Origin of the sequence: Pandoraea bronchicola, assembly GCF_902459805.1 — a bacterium.
In the GTDB taxonomy this organism is placed as follows: Bacteria; Pseudomonadota; Gammaproteobacteria; order Burkholderiales; family Burkholderiaceae; genus Pandoraea; species Pandoraea bronchicola.
Window position 1 is genome coordinate 842,379 of the sequence record NZ_CABPST010000001.1, and the last position, 20,448, is coordinate 862,826.

The 20,448-nt window shown below is 63.6% G+C and carries 15 protein-coding genes and 1 tRNA gene; 9 read left to right on the forward strand and 7 right to left on the reverse strand.

Features of this window, described 5'->3' with window-relative positions; all coding sequences use genetic code 11:
• Positions 1-2 precede the first annotated feature (2 nt).
• Positions 3-87 (forward strand) — tRNA-Leu (locus tag PBR20603_RS03785).
• A 215-nt stretch (positions 88-302) separates the two neighbouring features.
• Positions 303-686, forward strand: coding sequence for a single-stranded DNA-binding protein (locus PBR20603_RS03790; RefSeq protein ID WP_150558166.1), 384 nt, complete (start codon positions 303-305; stop codon positions 684-686).
• Between the two features lie 7 nt (positions 687-693).
• On the opposite strand, the gene PBR20603_RS03795 is transcribed toward PBR20603_RS03790, so the two are convergent.
• Genes PBR20603_RS03795 through PBR20603_RS03810 form a run of 4 tightly spaced genes read right to left on the reverse strand, consistent with a single transcriptional unit; the run spans position 694 to position 7,015 of the window.
• Positions 694-2,334, reverse strand: coding sequence for a gamma-glutamyltransferase family protein (locus PBR20603_RS03795; protein WP_150558167.1), 1,641 nt, complete (start codon positions 2,332-2,334; stop codon positions 694-696).
• Positions 2,331-4,931: a branched-chain amino acid ABC transporter ATP-binding protein/permease gene (locus PBR20603_RS03800; RefSeq protein ID WP_150558168.1), complete on the reverse strand. Its 2,601-nt coding sequence runs from the start codon at positions 4,929-4,931 to the stop codon at positions 2,331-2,333. The genes PBR20603_RS03795 and PBR20603_RS03800 overlap by 4 nt, the downstream gene beginning before the upstream one ends.
• Positions 4,928-5,806, reverse strand: a complete 879-nt coding sequence (locus PBR20603_RS03805) for a branched-chain amino acid ABC transporter permease (protein ID WP_150558169.1) — start codon at positions 5,804-5,806, stop codon at positions 4,928-4,930. Before PBR20603_RS03805 ends, PBR20603_RS03800 begins: the two co-directional genes overlap by 4 nt.
• A 57-nt stretch (positions 5,807-5,863) precedes the next feature.
• Positions 5,864-7,015, reverse strand: coding sequence for an ABC transporter substrate-binding protein (locus PBR20603_RS03810; RefSeq protein ID WP_150558328.1), 1,152 nt, complete (start codon positions 7,013-7,015; stop codon positions 5,864-5,866).
• 467 nt (positions 7,016-7,482) lie between these two features.
• On the opposite strand from PBR20603_RS03810, the gene PBR20603_RS03815 reads away from it, so the two are divergent.
• From PBR20603_RS03815 to PBR20603_RS03825, 3 genes are all read left to right on the forward strand, one after another.
• Positions 7,483-8,460: a polysaccharide deacetylase family protein gene (locus tag PBR20603_RS03815; RefSeq protein ID WP_150558170.1), complete on the forward strand. Its 978-nt coding sequence runs from the start codon at positions 7,483-7,485 to the stop codon at positions 8,458-8,460.
• Positions 8,461-8,633: 173 nt separating this feature from the next.
• Entirely contained in the window at positions 8,634-9,422 is a 789-nt protein-coding gene (locus PBR20603_RS03820) for a GntR family transcriptional regulator (protein WP_246174356.1), read from the forward strand.
• Between the two features lie 8 nt (positions 9,423-9,430).
• Complete coding sequence (locus tag PBR20603_RS03825; protein ID WP_150558172.1) at positions 9,431-10,066, forward strand: flavin reductase family protein; 636 nt, start codon at positions 9,431-9,433, stop codon at positions 10,064-10,066.
• Between the two features lie 68 nt (positions 10,067-10,134).
• Here the strand turns inward: PBR20603_RS03825 and PBR20603_RS03830 are convergent, their stop codons facing one another.
• The 3 genes from PBR20603_RS03830 to PBR20603_RS03840 all read right to left on the reverse strand — a co-directional run bounded on the left by PBR20603_RS03830 (position 10,135) and on the right by PBR20603_RS03840 (position 13,438).
• Positions 10,135-10,914, reverse strand: a complete 780-nt coding sequence (locus PBR20603_RS03830; RefSeq protein WP_150558173.1) for an alpha/beta fold hydrolase — start codon at positions 10,912-10,914, stop codon at positions 10,135-10,137.
• Positions 10,915-11,090: 176 nt separating this feature from the next.
• Positions 11,091-12,425, reverse strand: coding sequence for an MFS transporter (locus PBR20603_RS03835; protein WP_246174357.1), 1,335 nt, complete (start codon positions 12,423-12,425; stop codon positions 11,091-11,093).
• 131 nt (positions 12,426-12,556) lie between these two features.
• Positions 12,557-13,438, reverse strand: a complete 882-nt coding sequence (locus PBR20603_RS03840; RefSeq protein WP_150558174.1) for an isocitrate lyase/PEP mutase family protein — start codon at positions 13,436-13,438, stop codon at positions 12,557-12,559.
• Between the two features lie 238 nt (positions 13,439-13,676).
• Between PBR20603_RS03840 and prpR the strand changes: the two genes are divergently transcribed.
• The 4 genes from prpR to PBR20603_RS03860 all read left to right on the forward strand — a co-directional run bounded on the left by prpR (position 13,677) and on the right by PBR20603_RS03860 (position 20,404).
• Complete coding sequence (gene prpR / locus PBR20603_RS03845; protein WP_150558175.1) at positions 13,677-15,677, forward strand: propionate catabolism operon regulatory protein PrpR; 2,001 nt, start codon at positions 13,677-13,679, stop codon at positions 15,675-15,677.
• Positions 15,678-15,806: 129 nt separating this feature from the next.
• Positions 15,807-16,400: a CesT family type III secretion system chaperone gene (locus PBR20603_RS03850; RefSeq protein WP_174977763.1), complete on the forward strand. Its 594-nt coding sequence runs from the start codon at positions 15,807-15,809 to the stop codon at positions 16,398-16,400.
• Between the two features lie 316 nt (positions 16,401-16,716).
• Positions 16,717-17,946, forward strand: a complete 1,230-nt coding sequence (locus tag PBR20603_RS03855; protein ID WP_150558177.1) for a hypothetical protein — start codon at positions 16,717-16,719, stop codon at positions 17,944-17,946.
• Between the two features lie 256 nt (positions 17,947-18,202).
• Complete coding sequence (locus PBR20603_RS03860; RefSeq protein ID WP_150558178.1) at positions 18,203-20,404, forward strand: pentapeptide repeat-containing protein; 2,202 nt, start codon at positions 18,203-18,205, stop codon at positions 20,402-20,404.
• The last annotated feature ends 44 nt before the right edge of the window (positions 20,405-20,448 follow it).

Consider the following 20,448-nt stretch of genomic DNA (forward strand, 5'->3'; position numbering starts at 1 on the left):
TTGCCCAGGTGGCGGAATTGGTAGACGCACTATCTTGAGGGGGTAGCGCCGAGAGGCGTGCGGGTTCGAGTCCCGCCCTGGGCACCAAGTTTCATCCCGGAGTGTTCCGGCGACATGCAGAAACCCGCGACAGCGCACGGCTTCGCGGGTTTTTTGTTTTCCGCGGCTTTCCGGCAATCCGCCATGACGCCCGCGATAACATCGGGCAACATGACGGCATCAGACTCGCACCGGCGACGCCGGAGCGATCATAGACGCAGCATTGCGCGAGACGCCTAGCGAAATCGCCTTGGAGAATGACAATGATTGACGGCCTGATCGGCGGCAAAATGTACGGCAAGGCAACGCAGCGCACTGGACAAAACGGACACCCCTTCGTCACGGCCAAAGTTCGCGCAACGGGCGGAGACGGCGACGGCGAGCCGATCTTCGTCAACGTGATCGCGTTCAGCGAGACGGCCAGCAGTGCACTGCTGGCGCTCGAGGACGGCGATAGCGTGTCGATCTCCGGCTCGCTCACGCCGAAGGTGTGGACCGACCGCAGCGGAGAGACGCGCCCCGCGCTCGATATGGTCGCCACCCTCGTCATCACCGCGTATCAGGTCAAGCACAAACGGGCGACGACCCGGGGCGAAGCAACCCCGTCACCCGACTCGGACCTCGACAGCAGCGACGGCCCGCTCTGACAAGCCGCTAGGCAGCTAACGCAGCACCATCGCTGCGCGGATCGTGCGCCCCCGTCGCCAGCCCGTCCGCACCCATCGAAATTACACCCGCCTGCCCCGCCAGCGGACTGTGTCTCGGCAGCGCCGCCAACGCATGGCCGCGCTGCGCCAATGCATCGAACACGTCGTCTCCCGCGTCGCACTCCAGCTTCAGAGTGTCCCGGCTGTCGGAAAATGTGCGGCCCAGCAGAAAGCGCGGTTGCGAAAGCGCCTCGTAGGGGTCCATGCCATAGTCGATCAGTCGCGTGAGCAACGCGCATAGCGTCTGCGGCTGACCGTCTGCCCCCTGTGTTCCGTAAAGCAACCGGGGGCGTCCACCCTCCAGATACATGCCGGGATTGAGCGTATGGAACGGTCGCTTGCCCGGCATCAACGCATTGGGATGCGCGCTGCCCGCCGGACGGAATGCCGCGCCACGATTGTGCCAAAGCACGCCCGTGTCGCCCGCCATCACGCCGCTTCCCCAGTCGAAGTAAATCGTCTGCAACACGCTCACGGCGCGACCGGCAGCATCCGTCGCAGCGAAGTACACCGTGTCTCCCTCGCGAAAGCGGTGTGGCCAATCGAGCGCAACGCGATCGTCGATGCGCGACGCGGCCGCGCGCAAATGCGCCGCTGACAACAGCCTGCCCACCGGGACATCGGCGTATTCAGGGTCCGCCACATAGCGGTCGCGATCGATGAATGCCTGTTTCACCGCTTCGACAAGCCGGTGGTAATACGTCGCGCTGCCATGCGCGCAATCTCGCAGTCCCAGCCGCGCGAGTATCCCCATGATTTGCAGCGTCGTGACGCCTTGCGTCGGGGGCGGCAGCGTCGCCAGCACGCCATCGCCGTACGGCATTGTCAGCGCGGGCGACACATGCACCCGCGTGGCGGCAAGATCGTCTCGCGTGAGTGGCGACCCGGCGGCTTGCAGGCCGTGCGCCATACGCGCGGCCAACTCGCCTTCGTAGAATTCACGCGCGCCGCCCTTGGCCAGGCGCCGCAAGGTGTCAGCTAACGCCGGTTGCCGAAACCGCTCACCCGACACCGGCGCTCGCCCATTCGGCAGGAACGTCGACGCGAAGCCGCGCCACATCGCCGCATCGCCCATCTCGTTCGCGCGATAGGCATACCAGAAGTCTTGCGAGCGGCTTACCGGGAAACCCGCCTCTGCGGCGGCGATGGCCGGTGCGAGCAAGGAGGCCCACGACAAAGTGCCGCCCCATGCTTCGCGGCTAACGCGATACGCCGCTTCCCATGCAGCGACCGTCGCTGCCGTGGTCAGCGCAGAGGCGGGCCCCCGCGCAGCAATTGCTCCGCCGTCGAGTAACGCACGAGGAAGGTGCTTCACTGCCTGCCCGATGCCGGAAATTGCGAGCGGTGGCGCATCGACACCGGCACCGTCCGCCATCAACCAGAAGCCGTCGCCGCCAAGGCCTGTGAAGTGCGGCATCGTCACACACAGCATGGCCGCAATGGTAATGGCCGCTTCGATGGCATTGCCGCCTTGTTGCAGGACGTCACGCCCCGCTGCACTCGCCAGCGCATGCGGACTGGTGACCAATCCGGCGCGTCCGCGGGCGAGTGCGGGCGGTGCGGCATCGATCACGTCTCGCGCCGTCATGCGGCCGCTCCTGCCCCAGGCTGCCCACCGAGATACGCCGCCGCCAGACGCGCGTCGCGTGCCAGCTCGCTCGCGGCGCCACTCACGCTCACGCGCCCTTCTTCCAGCACGTAGGCGCGATCCGCGATAGACAGCGCCATCGCCGCCATCTGATCGACGAGCAGCATCGACAGCGATTCACGCCGCAAAGCATCGAGCGACGCAAACAACTCTGCAATGACCTTCGGCGCCAGCCCCAGCGACGGTTCGTCGAGCAACAGTACGCGCGGGGCCGACATCAGCGCACGTGCAATGGCGAGCATCTGCTGCTCGCCGCCGGAGAGCAGGCCGGCGCGCTGATGCTGCCGCTCCTGCAAACGCGGGTAGCGCGCGAACATCTGGGCGATGCGCGCGTCGAGCGTCGCTCTCGGCAGACGTCCGCACGGAAATGCCCCGAGCCGCAGATTGTCCAGTACCGACAGTTCCGCGAATACCTGCCGCCCCTCAGGCACCAGCACCACGCCCAACGCGGCAATCTTTGCGGCATCCAGCCGGGACAGATCGCGTCCGTCGAACGTCATGCCGCCACTGACCGGGCGGTGCAAGCCCGCAAGCGCGCGCATGAGCGTCGACTTGCCCGCCCCGTTGGCGCCGAGCAGCGCGACCAGTTCGCCCTCGCGCACTTGAATCGATACGTCATGCAGCACCGGTGCTGCGCCGTATCCCGTAGTGAGCTTGCCGACACCCAGCACTTCCGGCGTCGCTGCGACATCACGCTCGGGCGGCTTGCTCGCGTCCACCGTCGACGCACCGAGGTAAGCCTGACGCACTCGCTCGTCATGCCGAATGGCCGTGGGGGATCCCTGCGCGAGAAAGCGTCCCGCGTCGATCACAACGATCCCATCGGACACGCCCATCACCAGCGACATATCGTGCTCGACGAGTCCGACCGCCACGCCGCTGCCGGCGATCTCGCGCAGCAGTTTGCCCAGCTGCGCCTTGTCCTGTGTCGACAGTCCCGCAGCCGGTTCGTCGAGCAGCAGCACCGCAGGCCGTGTCGCCAATGCCCGCGCGATCTCCACCAGGCGGCGGTCGACGTGCGCCAGATCGGCGGCCATCAGTTCCACATCGCCGTGATACCCGCACGCGCGCAGCAAGGCCGTTGCCGCTTCGCGGTGCACGTTGCTGCGCATGCGAGCCACACCGAGCAAGCCCCCGAGGCGGCCCGCGCTCAGTGCAAGCGTTACGTTATCCAGCACGCTCATCCCGCCAAACAGTTGCGACGTCTGATAGGTGCGGGCGACCCCATGCCGGGCGCTGTCACATGCGCCCCGCGCGGCGAGCGCGTCGCCGCCGAGCGTGCGCGTGCCCGCTTGGGGACGATAGAAGCCCGAGAGCATATTGAGCACGGTCGATTTCCCGGCGCCATTCGGGCCGATCAGACTCGTCACCCGCGCGGCCGGCAATTCGAACGACAGATCGGCCACCGCCTTCACGCCGCCGAACGTCATGGCAAGGCCATGCGCCGCGAGTCCCTTGCGCTGCCCTTGCGCGAGCACCGGTAGCGTGAGCGGCGCCGTCGCGTCGGCACGAACGTCCTCCGGTGAAGCTCGGCGGCGCGACTTCCACCACGTTCCCAACACGCCGATCACGCCGTTGGGCGCCCCCCACAACACCACCAGCAGCAGTACGCCGAAACACAGCAGACGCAGGTTCTCGAGACTCGCCAGCAGCTCAGGCAGCAACCCGACGACGACGGCGCCGACAAGCGGTCCGGCGATCGTTCCCGCGCCGCCGATCATCACGACCAGCACGAACAGCAGCGACTGAAGGAACGAGAACATGCCAGGCGTCACCATGCTTTGCAGCGGTGCGAACAAGCCGCCTGCCAATCCGGCAAGCGCCGCAGAGAATGCGAACGCTACCGCTTTGACGATCAATGGATTGACACCGATCGACGCCGCCGCCGTCTCACTATCGCGCACTGCACGCATGGCCGCCCCCCACGCGCCGCGAGAGATGCGGGCATAGATCAGCAGCGCCACGCCCAGCACGGCGAGCGCCGCCACAGCGACCACGCGCTCGCTTCCCGCAACGCCGAAGATGCCCGGGGGCATCACGCCCATCAGGCCATTCTGTCCGCCGGTCAATGCACGCCACTCCACGGCGCCGTGCTCGACGATGAAACCGAAGGCGATCGTCACCATCGCCAGACCCGGTCCGCGCACACGTAAGGCGGGCAGCGCCAGCAGCCCGCCGGTGAGCGCGGCCATCACCCCGCCCGCGAGCCAGGCGGGCCAGAACGGCCAACCCGCCTGTGTCGTCAGAATCGCCACGGCATACGCGCCAATGGCGTAGAAGCCCACGTGGCCAAACGACACCTGCCCTGTCAGCCCAAGCAGAAGATTCAGGCCCACACCACAGATCGCGAGCAAGGCAACACCGGCAATCACCACAACGAAATAGCCGTTCACCACGCATGCGGCACCCGCCATCGCGAGCAGCGCCGCCGCGAGAATCGCCGTGAGCGCAATGCCGTCGTGCGCTTGCTGAGGCGTTACGCCCGACGTCCCGGGTTGTGCAGCATGCGACGCCAGCCGCAAAGGAGAATCGCTCATACCTTACGCACCTCCGCGCGACCGAACATGCCTTCCGGACGCATCGCCAGCAACACGATGACCAGACCGAACGTAATGATTTGCGTGTAGCTCGACCCCAGCGTCGCGGTAATCATCGCTTCGCTCACGCCGAACAGCAGACCGGCGATCATCACCCCCCACGCACTGGAGAGCCCACCGAGAATCGCCACGGCAAACGCTTTGAGGCCGAACACGGTCCCCATGTCGGCCTGCACATTGAACAACGGTGCGATCAGCACGCCGGCCACCCCCGCGAGCAGCGTCGAGACAGCAAACGCGGCCGCGATGGTGCGTTGAATCGGGATGCCCATGAGTCGCGCGGCGTCGCGGTTCTGCACCACGGCGAGCATGGCTACGCCCCAGCGCGAGCGTCGCAGCACATAGTGCAGTACACCCGCGAGCGCGAGGCCGACCACCGGGATCACCAGTTGCAACGGATAGACGCCCAGTCCCGCGTCGCCAATCTGCAAAGCGCTTTGCGCCAGCGGCGACGGCAGACTGCGCGGCTCGGTGCCGAAGGTCAGCATGACCACGTTATCGAGCACGATACCCAGCGCGACGGTCGCCATCAGCCACGCACTGGACCCGCGCCGCACGAAAGGTTGCACCGCGAGCCGCTCCACCGCCAGGCCGTAGACGGCACACAGCGCGAGCGCAGCGACGATCGCCAGCGGCATCGGCCAGCCGAGCGTCTGTGCGAACGTGTACGCGAGCACTGCGCCCAGCATCATCGAGCTGCCCTGCGCGAAGTTGACCGTCGCGCTTACCGCAAAGGTCAGATGAAAGCCGAGCGCCATGAGGCCGTACATACTGCCGAGCCCCAGGCCGGCGACGAGCGCCGAGATCCATTGCATGAGATGTCCTTCGGGCCGCCGGTGCAAGGCAGGCCCTCGATTCCAGTGACGTGTGACTTACTTCGCCGCGACCTTCGCGCCCGTTGCCGGCACGGGAACGATGCGGTTGTCGATGAACTGCGCCCACACGTAGTCTTGTGCGGACAGGGCATCGTGCTGCTGTTCGCTGAACGGCTTCACATACGTCTTGATGAGCCCTTCGTAGCGGTCGATCTTGTAGTAGCCGCCGCGAATCGCATCGCCGTTCGTCGAACCCGCCTTATCGATGGCGAGTGCCGTCAGGCGCATGGCGTCGTAGGCATTCGCTACGCCAACGGCCGGGGTGATGTCGTCCACTCCCTTGATGTCGGCGTACTTCGCCTTGAGTGCGGCAACGACACGCGCGCTCACCGGCGACGTCGCACCGAAGAAGCTATACGTCTGCACGAAATGCACCGCCTTGGCGTTGGCGCCGGCCAGCTCGGTGAAACGTCCGCCCGCCGGGCCCCAGTGCGACACAATGGGCACCTTCCAGCCCATGCGATCGAGCGACTTCACCACCTGCGCCGACGGTCCGACGTTGCCGACCATCAGCAACGTGTCAGCCCCTGCGGCCTTCAGGCGGCCGAGCTGCGGCGTGATATCCACGTCATTGGCCTCGAACTTCTCCACACCCGCAGGCTTCATGCCTTTCGCGGCCAGCGCGGCGACAATGCCTTTCTCGTTCGATTCGCCCCACGGGTTGTTCACGAGAATCAGACCGAGCTTCTTTGCACCGAAGGTCTGCTGCGCATGCTCGACCATGGCGCCGTCGACGATCTCGTCAACGGCCGATACGCGAAACACATAGTTCGGATGCGCGCCGTTGCGAGTAATCGGCGTGCCCGCCGCCCACGGCCCCATGAACGGCACCTTCTCCTGATTGGCGATGGGCACGATGGCCATCGACACCGGCGTGTCGAGCCCGCCGAACAGCACCGCGACTTTGTCCTTGTAAATCAGCTCACGTGCAGCAAGCACACCCTTGGCCGGGTTGCCCTCGTCGTCGCGACGCACCAACTCGAGCTTGCGCCCGCCGAGCACGCCGCCGCTCGCATTGATCTCGTCGATGGCAATCGTCATGCCTCGCGTCAGGGCCTCGCCGGCACGGGCCGACTGCCCCGAGAGCGCCGTGACGAGACCGATCTTGATCGTGTCTGCCGCATAGCCCGACACACTGACGAACGTCATACCCGCCGCCGCGAGCGCAAGCGCACTGGTCTTGAGCCAACGCCTGCGGGGTGAGGCCGATACCGCCGTCGTGGCGCTGGCAGCGTTGGAACATACAGATGCAGACATGAGCAATCTCCGTGAGGAAACATCAGAAGCGAATCGTGAGCGGACCGAACGCGGTCCCGTTGCCGGGCATTGCCCGAGCATGTCCCCGCCGTACGCAAGAGGCGTGCCACATCGTCCACATTTCGCGTGAGTTACCCAGCGCGATATGCATCGTGGTGTGTTCACGATCTGGCATCGAAATTGCGAACGATTGGTTGTGACGTTCGTTGACGATGCGTTTTGCGCCAACTCGGAACGCGCCCGCACAGCCGCGGTGCGCAAATGTTTCAAGTCGGCTCACGACGCCCGAACGAACGACGAACGAATGGCCCCTGACATTGAGCACTCCTTGCGACCACGCACGGCAAAGACGACACCCGATGACTTCTGCCCTGACTCTCCCGAAACGCGACGACTACGCGAGCATCGACGCCCGCTTCGGCGCGCCTCGTACCCATGACCGATTCGACTATCTGCCGATCACGGCGCGCGACACCTATCGCTGGCCCAATGGGGCGCGTCTGGCCGTCTACCTTGGCTTCAATCTGGAGCACTTCGCATTCGGCGAAGGACTGGGCGCCAACCTCGGCCCGGTCTCACCGCAGCCGGACGTGCTCAACTTCAGTTGGCGCGAATACGGCAATCGTGTGGGGGCGTGGCGCTGTCTCGACCTCTTCGACGATCTGTCGATGCCCGCGGGTGTGGTGCTCAATACGTCGCTGCTCGATCATTGCCCCGCGCTGGTACACGCCTTTGTGGCACGCGGCGACGAACTGATCGGACATGGCCACACGAATTCGCATCGTCAGAGCGATTTCGAGTTCGAGCATGAGCGCGATCTCCTCACCCATTGCCGGGAGCGCCTGACAGCGGAAGCGGGATACGCGCCGACGGGATGGCTGTCGCCCTGGATATCGGAGACACATCACACACCGGATCTGCTCGCAGGCACGGGATATCGCTACACGCTGAACTGGTGTCATGACGACCGGCCGGTGCGCATGCGCACGGCACACGGCACGTTATGGTCGGTGCCGTATCCGCAGGAGGTGAACGACATTCCAATGATCGTGGGACGTCAGCTCGATGGCACGGCGTTCGCCGACATGATTGCGGATCAGTTCGACGAGATGTACGCGCAGGCGGAACATCCGACGCGCGCGCAGCCGCTGGTGATGGGGATTGCATTGCACCCGTATCTTGTCGGTCAACCGTATCGGCTTCGCCATCTGCGCCGCGCGCTCACGCCTGTCGCCGACGCAGCACGACGGGGCGAAATCTGGCTCGCAACGCCGGGGGAAATCGCGGCGCATGTCGCGGCCGTGAGCGTGACACAGCCCGACACCATCATGGGGTAAGGTCCAATATGACGCTCAATCTGCATTGTCCGGCGTGCCCCGACTGCTCACTTCCGACCCTGTTACCGTCGCCAACTATGCCTGCCGACAAGCCTCTCACGCCTTCGCGACGCGGTGCTCGCCCATCCGCCCGGCCCGCCTCGACCCCGTCTGAGCACGACACCGAATCCCGCTTGCTCTCGCTGCACGCGCCTGTCGCGCATGACCTGAGCGAGCAAAGCGCAGAGACCCGCATTGAGACGCATATCTATCGCACCATCGTCGATGGCGTGCTCGCGCATCGTCTGACGCCGGGCACCAAACTCCCGGAGCCGGAGCTTTGCCAGCTCTTCGATGTGGGGCGTGCGGTCGTGCGCCGCGTGCTGGAGCGTCTGGCGCATGACGGCATCGTCACGTTGCGTCCCAACAAGGGGGCCGTCATCGCCGAACCGACGCCCGAGGAAACGCGCGAGATCTTCGAGGCCCGGCGCGCGTTGGAACGTGCCCTGGTCGAACTGGCCGTCACCAACGTCACCGATGACGATCTCGTGATGCTCCGCCGCCAACTCGACGCCGAGCATGCAGCAATGCATCGCTTCGACCAGCCGTCGTGGGCACGCCTCGCGAGCGACTTCCACTTGCGTGTCGCTGCGCTGGCCGGCAACGCGGTGCTGCTGCGCTATCTCAGCGAACTGATCTCGCGTTGCTCGCTCATCGTCGGGCTGTATGAACCGCCCGGTTATGCCCCGTGCGAACACGACGAACATGCGGCCATCGTGGCGTGCATCGCCCAGCGCGATGCGGCCGGGGCCATCGCGCGCATGCAGTCACACCTTGAAGAACTCGAGCGCCGTATCGAGACGACCCGCATGCGCGGCCAGAAAAGTCTCGCGTCGCTGCTCGGCCTGCCGGAAGTGGCGTCGCCGGAAGCGGCCGTGACGTCAGCGATTCCCGCCAAACGCCAACGCCGCCAGCCCACCTAGGACATCGCATGGAAATCGACTTCCGGGAAATTACGGCGTATCAACGCTACAAACTGATGGCGAGCCTGATCGTGCCGCGTCCGATTGCGCTCGTGACCACGATCAACGAGGGCGGCGCCATCAACGCGGCACCGTTCTCGATGTTCAACATGCTCGGTGAAGAACCGCCGATCGTGATGCTCTCGATCAACCGTCGCGACGACGACTCGCTCAAAGACACCGCCGCCAACATTCTGCGCAATCGCGAATACGTGGTGCATCTCACCGACGAGGCGATGACGGCGCGAATGCACGCGTGCGGCGACCGGCTGCCCGCGAGCGAGAGCGAGCTGACGCACGCGGGACTCACACCGGTGCCGAGCCGTCTCGTCGCGCCGCCGCGCATCGCCGAAGCGCCGGTGGCGTTCGAATGCCACCTTTGGGAAACCCTGGAGACACCAAGCCGCCACATCTTCATCGGACGCGTCGAGCGCCTGCATGCCCGCGATGAATTGATCGACACACAGCACTGGCGCGTCAGGTTGCAGAACTACTTTCCTGTGGGGCGGTTCGGCGCGAGCTTCTATGTCGATACGCGCAATCGTTTCTCGCTGGAGCAAGACGGCGGACAACCCTCGGTCAGCACGGCCGTCGACGAAATGTAGTCGATAGCGCACTCAGGTGCGCGACGATGACAGGAGCGATGCGCGCATGCCCGTCGTCGCGCGACCTTTCACACCGCGTGAGCGCTCAGGAAAGCTTCGATAAGCGTCGCGAAAGCTGGGGCATGGGTCTGCATCGGGTAGTGCCCGCAGTCCGTTATCTCGGCTAACTGTGCGTTCGGATGCCACGCGAGGAAGGTCCGCTTCATTACCTCGGCGTCGAGGCCCGGGTCGTTGTCTCCCACGACCACTAACCACGGCGTAGCCAGCCCGCGCACGTCGTCAACGAAATCCGCCGTCGTCATCATGTCGAGGTAGCGACGACGGCACTCCACCGCCACATCCTCGCGGTTTCGACGCAGCTTCGCATCGACCCAATCGTCCGACGCACCGCCCGTCACGAACTTCACGAGCTGGCGAAACGCATCGTCGTCCTCGCACGTCAGTGCGAAGAACGCTGCTGCCTCCGGAGGCAGACGATTCCCCGCGGCCGATATCGGACACACTGCCACAGCGCTCTTGATGCGCGACGTTGCATTGGCCGCAAGGCGTTGCGTCGCCATGCCAGTCATCGAATGACCGATCACATGAAAACGTGACCAGCCCAAGGCGTTGGCCACGCCCAAACAGTCGGCCGCGATTTCGTCGATGGTGTAGACGCCACGCAGATGCTGCGAGCGTCCATACCCGCGCAAATCGGCGAATACATAGGTGAATGCCGCACCGTCGAGATACGGCAGGAGGGCGTCGTAGTTCGCGTGGCCGCCCAGCCAGTCGTGCAATACGAGAACGGGTTCGGGTCCGTTGCCGAATGGCGTGAAGCCCAGCGTGGCGCAGGAAAGCGTCGTCATTTCGAGTCGTTCCTTTCTGGTGAATGAAAACCGGATCACGGTGTCCGGAAACCAAAAAGAAACGCCCCCCCGGCGGACCGGGAGGGCGTTCGAAATAGGACTTGATCGTATCGTCTCGTCCGCGCAAAGTCAACGCAACTTTCGGCGCATCAATCGAATCAATCGAATCAATCGAATCAGTCGAAACGGCGGCCGCGCGTTTCCGGCATCTTCAGATACACGATGAGCGAGATCGCGGCGCAGATCGTCACGTACCAATAGAAATACGATTCGTGGCCGCTCGCCTTGAATCGCAAGGCCACGAACTCCGTCGTGCCGCCGAGGATCGCCGTCGTCAGCGCGTACGGGCAGCCGACCGCCAACGCACGGATGCGCGGCGGGAACAGCTCCGTCTTCGCCAACATGTGTACCGACGTGAAGCCCGAGAGCATCACCAGTCCGGCGAACGACAGCGCGAACGCCACCACCGGATCTTTCGTGTGGCTGAGTGCCGTGAAGAGCGGCACGGAGAACAGCGTCGTGCTCACGCCGAAGATCATCAGCACCTTGCGACGGCCGATCACGTCCGACAGCAACCCGAATAGCGGTTGCAATGGCATATAGAGCAACAGGGCGAGCGTGGAGATGAAGGTCGACGACTCTTTCGACAAGCCGACCGAGTTCACCAGAAACTTCTGCATGTAGACAGTGAAGGTATAGAACGCGACCGTGCCGCCAATCGTGATGCCGATAGCCAGCAGAATCTGACGCCAGTGCCCCAGGACTTCGAGGGCAATCGACGTCTCGCGCTTCTTCACGCTATCGACAAACGCCTCGCTCTCCGTCACGTTGCGACGCATGTACAGCGCGAAGAGCGCAAGCACGCCGCCCAGCACGAACGGAATGCGCCATCCCCAGTGCTCGATCTGCTCCGAGGTGAGCAATACGCGCTGCATGAGCAGCATCAGGCCGAGCGCAACGAGTTGCCCCGCGACCACGCTCACTTGCAGAAAGCCGAGATAAAAGCCTTTGCGATGCTCCGGTGCCACTTCGCTCAGATAGGTCGCGCTCGTCCCGTACTCGCCGCCCATCGAGAGACCTTGCAGCAAACGCGCTGCGATCAACACCATGGGCGCGAAGATGCCGATGGTCGCGTAGCCAGGCGTGAGCGCAATCATCATCGAACCGACACTCATCGCGAGCACCGATCCCGTCAGCGCTGCCTTGCGGCCGCGCCGGTCGGCATACAGGCCGATGAGCCAACTCCCCAGCGGACGCGCCACATAGCCGACCGCCGCAATCGCCGCCGTGTTCATGAGTTGGACGGTCGGGTTATCGCCGGGAAAAAACGCCTTTGCGAAATAGATCGAGAAGATGCTGTACGCGAGGAAGTCGTACCACTCGATCAGGTTGCCCGCGAGGCCGCCGACGATGGAACCGATCTTGACCGGCTCACGCGCGCCCACGCCCGCATGAGAAGTGTGCAACGTTTGCGAAGGGCGGGCGGCAAGGGAATCCGAGGGGGGCGTCACAATCTGTCTCCGTAACTTATTGTCTGCTGCAGTCGTGCAGTGATGCCGTGCTGCTGGAAATGCGAGCGACGCCGGGAACGACCGGCGTCACTGTCATGCGTGTTCGGGGGATAAGCGCGCAGGCCGTGCGCTCAGTCGGCGGCGTACTGCTTGTCGAGCGCGTCGTAGAACGGCTTGTTCACCAAACGCTGGCGTTCCGCGAAGGGCACCACGAGCGACGGATCTTCATCGAGACGTCCGGTATCGCGCAGCGTGCCCAGCGCCTTTTGCATGCCGAGCACGGCGCTTTGCAGCGCGGCGTTCGCGTAGAGCACGATGCCGTAACCCAACTCGGCCAGACGCGGCTGCGATTGCGTCGGCGTCTTCCCGCCGATGACGATGTTGATCAACTGCGGACGATCGAACAACGCAGGCAACCGTTCGATATCAGCCAGCGTCTCCGTCGCTTCGATGAACAGAATGTCGGCACCGGCTTCGATGAAGCGGTGGCCGCGCTCAATGGCGGCTTCCATGCCCTCAACGGCAGCAGCATCGGTACGGGCGATGATTTGCAGATTGCCGTCTTCGCGCGCATCGACGGCGGCGCGGATCTTGCCGGCCATCTCGTCGGCCCCGATCACGGCCTTGCCGTTGAAGTGACCACACTTCTTGGGCAACACCTGATCTTCGAACTGGATGGCGTCGGCGCCGCTGCGCTCGAGCACGCGCACCGTATGACGCACATTGAGCGCGTTGCCGAAGCCCGTATCGGCATCGACGATGATCGGCAGCGAAACCGCATCGCGCACGCGAGCGGTGTGCTCGGCCATCTCGGCGAGCCCCACGAATGCGAGGTCGGGCAAGCCGAGCGACATGTTGGTGACGCCCGCGCCGGTGAGGTACAGCGCCTCGAAACCGGCGTCTTCGATAACGCGAGCCGAAAGGGCATTGAAGGCGCCGGGGACGAGCAGCCCCTGGCGGGCTTCGACCTTGCGGCGAAATTCGGTGCGGCGTTGCGCAGTCGCGGTGGTCATGACGTGTGTCTCCGTATCGGTAAATGGTCTTACCGTTCGCAATCTGCGTGCCAGCCGCCGCGCCACTTGAGAACATCGCGCAAACCGCCATCAAATCATGGACTTGCGCTGGGCAGCCCGTTTCCTGCGGATGTGGCAGAATCGGCGAACAGAAAATGAAACGTTTCACGAAACGCCTTTGAAACACTCATGAAACGGTGAGCAAACCGTTTTGTCAGCGCCATACAGAGACATCGTCATGCCCCCCAGCCTTTCCGGCGTCGAGCCGCCGCGCCCTGCCGCGTCCGCACCGTCCGATCCCCGTGCTCGCCGTCCGGGCATCGCCCTCGTGAGCATCAGCCGGTTGCAGACCCTTTGCGAGACCGTCGCGCCGCGCTACACCGACCGCGCACGCTTCTATTCCGTGCGCGAAGGCTACGGCGCGGCCGTCGCGGCGTTGCAGTCTTATGTGGAGTCGGGCGCCGTTGACGTCGTGCTTGCGGCCGGATCGAACGGTGCGTATCTGCGCGAGAACCTGTCTGTGCCGGTCGTGACCGTCAAGGTCAATGGCTTCGACGTGCTGAGTGCCATCACGCGAGCCACCACGACCTGGCCGGACCAGCCGCTTGGTCTGGTGCTTCACGAGACCGTGTCGCGCGAGCTGGACGATCTCGGCCAGCTACTCAAGATTCAGCTTCGGCAACGTGCTTACCGTTCCGCCGACGAGGTGCGCACAGCCGTCGATACGCTGGCAGCGCAAGGGTGCAAGGTCATCATCGGTCCGGGCATGGCGTGCGATCTGGCGCAGGAGGCGGGACTCGAACACGTCTTCCTCTACTCGCTCGGCGCTGTGGAAGAAGCCTTCGAGCGATCGGTCGAACTGGCGCGCGTGAGCCGCGAGAAGGAAGCAAAGCGCATGCGCCTGAACACCATCGTGGCGCACATGCGCGATGGGGTCGCGGCGTTCGACGAAAACGGTCAACTGGAAGCGGTGAATCCGGCCATGTTCTCGCTGCTGGACATCGACGCGGAGCGAGTCGCAACACACGGTGCGCGGCAATTCGAGCTGACGCGAAAACTCGGGCCGATGTTGCGGGAAGTGTCAGAGGGCGGTGTCGCTATCGAGGAGCGTCTGGCGCATATCGACGCGCGCGCCTTCATCGTGAGCTGCGTGCCGATCTTTGAGCACGGCATGCGCTCGGGCGCAGTGGTCACGGTGCAGGACGCCCAGATGGCGCAGCGCATCGACCGATCGCTGCGCACGACGCAGCGGCCCAGACATCTTGTTGCGAAGCACGAGTTGGCCGAATTGGTCGGCGATTCGCCACAGATCGAGAAGGTGAGACGGCTGGCAAGCACGGCAGCCTCGCACGACGCGACAGTGTTGCTGACCGGCGAGAGCGGGACAGGCAAGGAACTTGTCGCGCAGGGCATCCACAACGCGAGTGCGCGGCGCGGCAATCCGTTCGTCGCCTTCAACTGTGCGGCGCTGCCGGAGGGACTGATCGAGAGCGAGCTGTTCGGCCATGACGAAGGCGCTTTTACCGGCGCGCGGCGCGGCGGCAAGGCGGGGCTGTTCGAGATCGCCCACACGGGCACCATTTTCCTCGACGAGATCGGCGAGATGCCCGCTGCATTACAGAGCCGCTTACTGCGAGTGTTGCAGGAGCGCGAGGTGATGCGGCTGGGATCGGGGCGTCCGGTGCCTATCGATGTTCGGGTGATCGCCGCGACGCATCGCGACCTGAATGCGCTGGTCGCGCAAGGCCGGTTCCGCGCAGATCTCTATTTCCGGTTGAACCTGTTGCAGGTGACGTTGCCCGCTTTGCGCGAGCGCCGCGAGGATATTCATCTGCTCGCGCAAACGCTGTTGTCGAGAAGCGCGGCGCAGTACGGGCTGGATGCTCGTGCATCGAAGCCGATTCTCGAAGTGCTCTCGCCGCTGTTCGATCATTACGACTGGCCGGGCAATGTGCGTGAGCTGGAGAACCTGCTGGTGCGCGCGGCGATTTATCTCGATCACGATGTCGCTCGTCATGCCCAGACACTGCATGAAGTGTTTCCGGAGTTGCAGCGGTTGTCCGCCCGGAAGCCACCTCCTCAGCAAAGCAGCACCGGCGAGGCCACAACCACGGCACCCGTCACGCATGCGACTGCGCTCGCCGCGCTGCAAGCCGCGGGGGGTAATCGTGCGGCAGCGAGCCGGGCGCTCGGGATCAGCCGCACAACGTTCTGGCGATTGATGAAGTCGGCCGGCTGATTGCACTGCCCTCCCTGGGTCGTCACGAAAGACGGTATGTCGTGGACACCGAAGTTCCTGACATCGATGGCGAGAACCGGTAAATGCGTCGTGACCCGTCAATCTTTATAGGGAATGGATGAAACGGCCATGCATGGGGACCCAATTCGCGAGCGCCCCCTCTCAGTCCTCATCTTTCATCTGGACGGGCTGCGGCAACGCGCCGATGCGGTCCGTCAGCATGACAATCCGATACCCGGAAGGAGCGATGTGTCCGAGACGTTTGAAGGCGAAATTTTGCGTGAGTTTGGTGAGTTGATTGGTATTCCTTCTCTCTCCTTCGACGATTACGGCATCTGTTGCTTCCTCGTCGACGACGAGCACGAGCTGGCGATTCTGCACACCGGAGAGAGGTTGGCACTGACGCTTCCGATAAGCCTTCCCGAGCCCGTCATGGACATGCCGGCGAAGCATCTGCTGTCGATGTTTCCACCGATGACGGTCGACACGTTACGCGGCGATAAACCGTTGATCGCGTGGCATCCGCAGTCTTCTCGCCCCGTGGCGCTCGCCACGTTGTCGCGACATCTGGCGAGCGCCGAGCAACTGGCCGCTACGATCGTCGAATTCCTCGAATGGTGCACCCACTGGCGCGGCGCGATCCAGCTCGACGCACCGACCTCTCTTCACGCGGGCCCCGGCGCGCAACACAGTGGCCCGGTGCACAGGCTCGCACTGCGCTAACCCCTCCGACAACCATGGCGCGCCGCGTTGACCGCGTCGCTATCAGCGTTGGACGACATCCGCTCGGGCACGACGATCGACGTTCTGCCCGAAATGCTCAATGCAGGCTAACTAGAGAATATCCATGCCCTTTGACAATCGCGTTTCGCAACAAAGCCCCTACACCTTCTCGTCAGATGCCGCGGCCAATTCGCCGCATCAGAAGAGCGCAACCACAGGAACGCTCTGTCGCCGGGGGAACTCGCACGCACTGAAGAAGGCGACGGCATCCGCGAGGTTTCTCGACTTCAATCATCAGCAGGTCACAGGCCCCGATATGAACGTCCTGCGGGCAAAGCTCGGCAATACGGAAGTCATGTCTGCGCTCAAAGCTCGCTCATTCGCAGGAGCGAGTTCGTACTTTCTGAACAAGGAGCAAGTCCGTGCGATTCCGCGCCAGGAAATTCCTGTACCGGACCGGAAGCGCTACGTCGGATACAACCGGGTCTCGCAGCAGCTCTCACATATCGCGACGAGCCTGTACCACGTGATGACCAACAAGGCGTTCGCAGACAAGTGGGACGCGCGCGAGCGCGGTGCGATCAACCCCATCGAAATTCAACTGGCAGTGATCGGCGACAAGCTGCACGTGTCCTCGAACTTCCACAGCGACAAGCTCGCGAGGGCATTGCGTATCGCCCTTGACGCCGAGGCTCCCGACCATCCCAGGGAACTTGAACGCACGTCGACGCTGGACAAGCATGCCGTGCGCGCTGCCACCTGCTTGCGTCATTTCCGCAAACTTCATGACCTGACCAGCGCGAAACCGGTGCAGTTGAAGACCGCTCAAATGCGGCTCGCGAAGGAAATCAACCTTGGCATGGGGGTTCCATCGGGCACCGAAGACATCTCTCGGGATGTCATCGTCAAACAGGGCGCACAAGCGCTCGAAACCATCTCCCGAATATTGACGGAAGAAGCCGGCAAAGGCTTCCCCAGCCTCGTCATTCACGCGCCCCCGGCATTCGAGCGCGGCCCGGACAACGCGCTGCCTCCCAATGTCACGGAAACGCGTCACGCCGAGCAGAACATCGAAGACGATCTGGCGATGAACGCCGAGGCCCACTTTGCGCAGGCGATCGCCGAGCTGGGATTGTCGAAGTCAGACGCCGTCATTGTGCCGATGGCGGGCAAGTTTGTCGCTTGTGCTGTGTGCGCGGAAGTCGAACTTGCCATGCAGGCGGACGGCGAAGGCGGCGTGTTCGCGCGTGACAATGGCGCCTACCGCTTCATTCTGCATCGCTCAGGCGAGCGTATCGGGCATGTATACGCCGAGGAGGTTCAACATCTGGCGACCCGTGCGCTTCACCCCAGCCCGGAGCGCGGTGCTGAACGCGCCAGGACGATTCGCGACAACTTTGTGTCGGCACCGGGCGAGACGATGGCGTGGGAGGCGCCCGTCGCCGCCGCCATGATCCCCAACCGGACGGATAGCGAAAGCGAAAGCGAAAGCGAAAGCGAAAGCGAAAGCGAAAGCGAAAGCGAAGCGTTGACGGACCATCGGTAGGCCCCGCCACGAACACAGGCGCCGTCATCCGGTGACCCGTCACCGCGTCGACGGCACGGCTCGCCGGCGCGCGAATTCTTGCATTCTCCTAATCCGGCCTCCGGATATCCGAGTCGCGTCGATCCAGACATACGATGGCGGTCTTCGCCAGTGCGGCCCGTTCCGGACCGCTGATTGCCCCATGGCGTTCGAGGCAGGTTGACTCAACGGGAAGACACCTGCCATCTCATTGTCGAGATCTCCCGAGGACTCCAACGTGTACTCAGCTGGCAAATCCGGTTCTGCCGATTCAGCGAACTTCTATTGGGCCAACAGCCCTCGACGTCCGCATCGCTCTCCACAAGACAATGCCTCGAAAGCCGGTGCGAGCGCAGTATCGACCATCGGACATCTGGAGCCCTCGGCGATCCAGCGAATCGGGGCGATCGGCTTTGCCTATGCGTGCGCCGGCCAACACCCGTTCAAGCAATGGGGAGACGTCAGGCTGGTGTTCTTTCGAGACAACCGACGGCGTGACGTGCTCGAGGCGCGCTTGCGCAAGGAACTCGAAGCCAGCCCGCAAATCAGGGCTGACATGATTCCGGCCTATGTGGCGCAATTGACCACCTCGTTCGACAACGCTTCAGACGATGCCTGGCAGCAGTTGGGATTTTCGATGACCGACGTCAGCGAGTTCGCCCGGCTGCCACCAGCATTGCAGAGCAATCTGCTGACATTCACCGACGCGAGCGTCTCGGACCTCTGTGCCCTCAGGCTGAGTGACATCGATCTGAGGCACGTGGACTTTCGGTCCGGCATTCTGAGCGGCACACACTGGCGCGATGTCGATGCCAGCGACGCGGACTTCACCGGCGTCAACCTGACAGGCGCCAGCCTGCATGGAATCTCTTTCGTGAACACCTCTCTGCGGGACGCGCAATTCGAAAACCTGCGATGCCTGCATGTGGATTTCACCGGCGCGGACCTCACCCACGCCACCGTGTCACTGGATACCGATTGGTTGATCGGCACCCCAGAGACGGCCGATGAGGCGACTGCCCGCATCGACACCCTGTTGAGAGAGGACAACGGCTGGGAATTCCTCGCAAGCATTGCGTCGATCGATAACCGGCACAGCGACCTGAAACGTGCGTTGATGTGCCAGTTGATCGAGTCGCTGGAAACGCTTTCGGTTTCCGACGCGACGGTATGGCGTTTCATCTCGTCGTGGGTATCGGCACTCTCCGACCCGGTGTTCTGGGAGAGTCCGCTGATCACTGCGTTCATCAACGCTTATCTGCCCGTCGGTGTTCAGGCGACGTGGAACCGGGAACCCGTGCCACGAGAGCTCTGCGTCGAGCGATTGCGGTTTCACATCGAATACCTGCTGGAGACGTCGGACCATCCGCAGTGGCCGTTCCTCCATCAGGGTGCCGTTCATCAGTTGGTGCTCAGAGCCCGCGCCACGTCGCAGCTCGACGCATTGGCCGACGAACTGTTCGAGCACTTTCTCCGGCATCCCAGCATCGCGTCGGCGGCGCGCATTCTCGACGATATGTTGCCGGGTACGTCACGCGATACCTGCATCTTCCTGTCGGACGATACGTTGAGCGCCGTTGCATGCACGCCCGACCTCTTGAAGGCGGTCATCGACAAGGAAGACGACATCCCCTGGCATTCGTTCTATGTGCTCAGAAGGGCAACACCCGAAGCCCACTACGCCATCGAACTCGCCGTGTCACCCGAATCCGCACTCCGTCCGATACCGCTTCTGCATGCGAGATATCAAACTGCGTCGGGAATCGAAACGCGCCGCTTTGCCCGTCTGTTGCGTGCATATTGGGAGACAGGCGAGACGAGCGCGGGCGAGCCTGTAGACGACACGTCGCGACTCGCGGATCGCGAGTGCTACCGGCGGCTCGCGCTTGATATGCCTGCGCGAATCTCGTCCAATCATCCGGAACATAAGCTGACAACGATCGATTGGCAGATACGCTTGCAGCGCCTGTTTGCACTTACCATCCGTATGCCTGAATCGCCGCTCGAACAGCCCGCCGATGCACACGCCGCAATGCGCTTGCATCCTGAAGTGAAAGCGGCGCTCTGGCGTGCTTGCTTATCCGAAATGCCGGACCTTGAAGACACGCTGCGGAATCAGGCAGCGTTCGAACTTATTGAAGCGATCAAGCAGACACAACTGGCGTCAAGCCTATTGTTCGGTACCGAAACTGAGTCGCCTGTCACATTGCGCTATCTCGCGTGCGCATTGCTCAATGAGGCCTTCCTGGACGCTCCGGACATGGTTGCGCATGCGACGCTGACCGATTGGCGCGCCCGCCTTGTCGGTGACAGCAAGGAAATGGCCACCTGTACTGCAACCCTGTCCGACGAAATGATGGCCTTTGTGATGACGACGCCCGTCCATGGCCGGCTGCGCGAAATCTACGACGCCGTGCTTCCTCACGCGTGGCGCCGATGATCTGCGACGGCACACCGACAAACGCAATGCTCACGGGCGAGTGG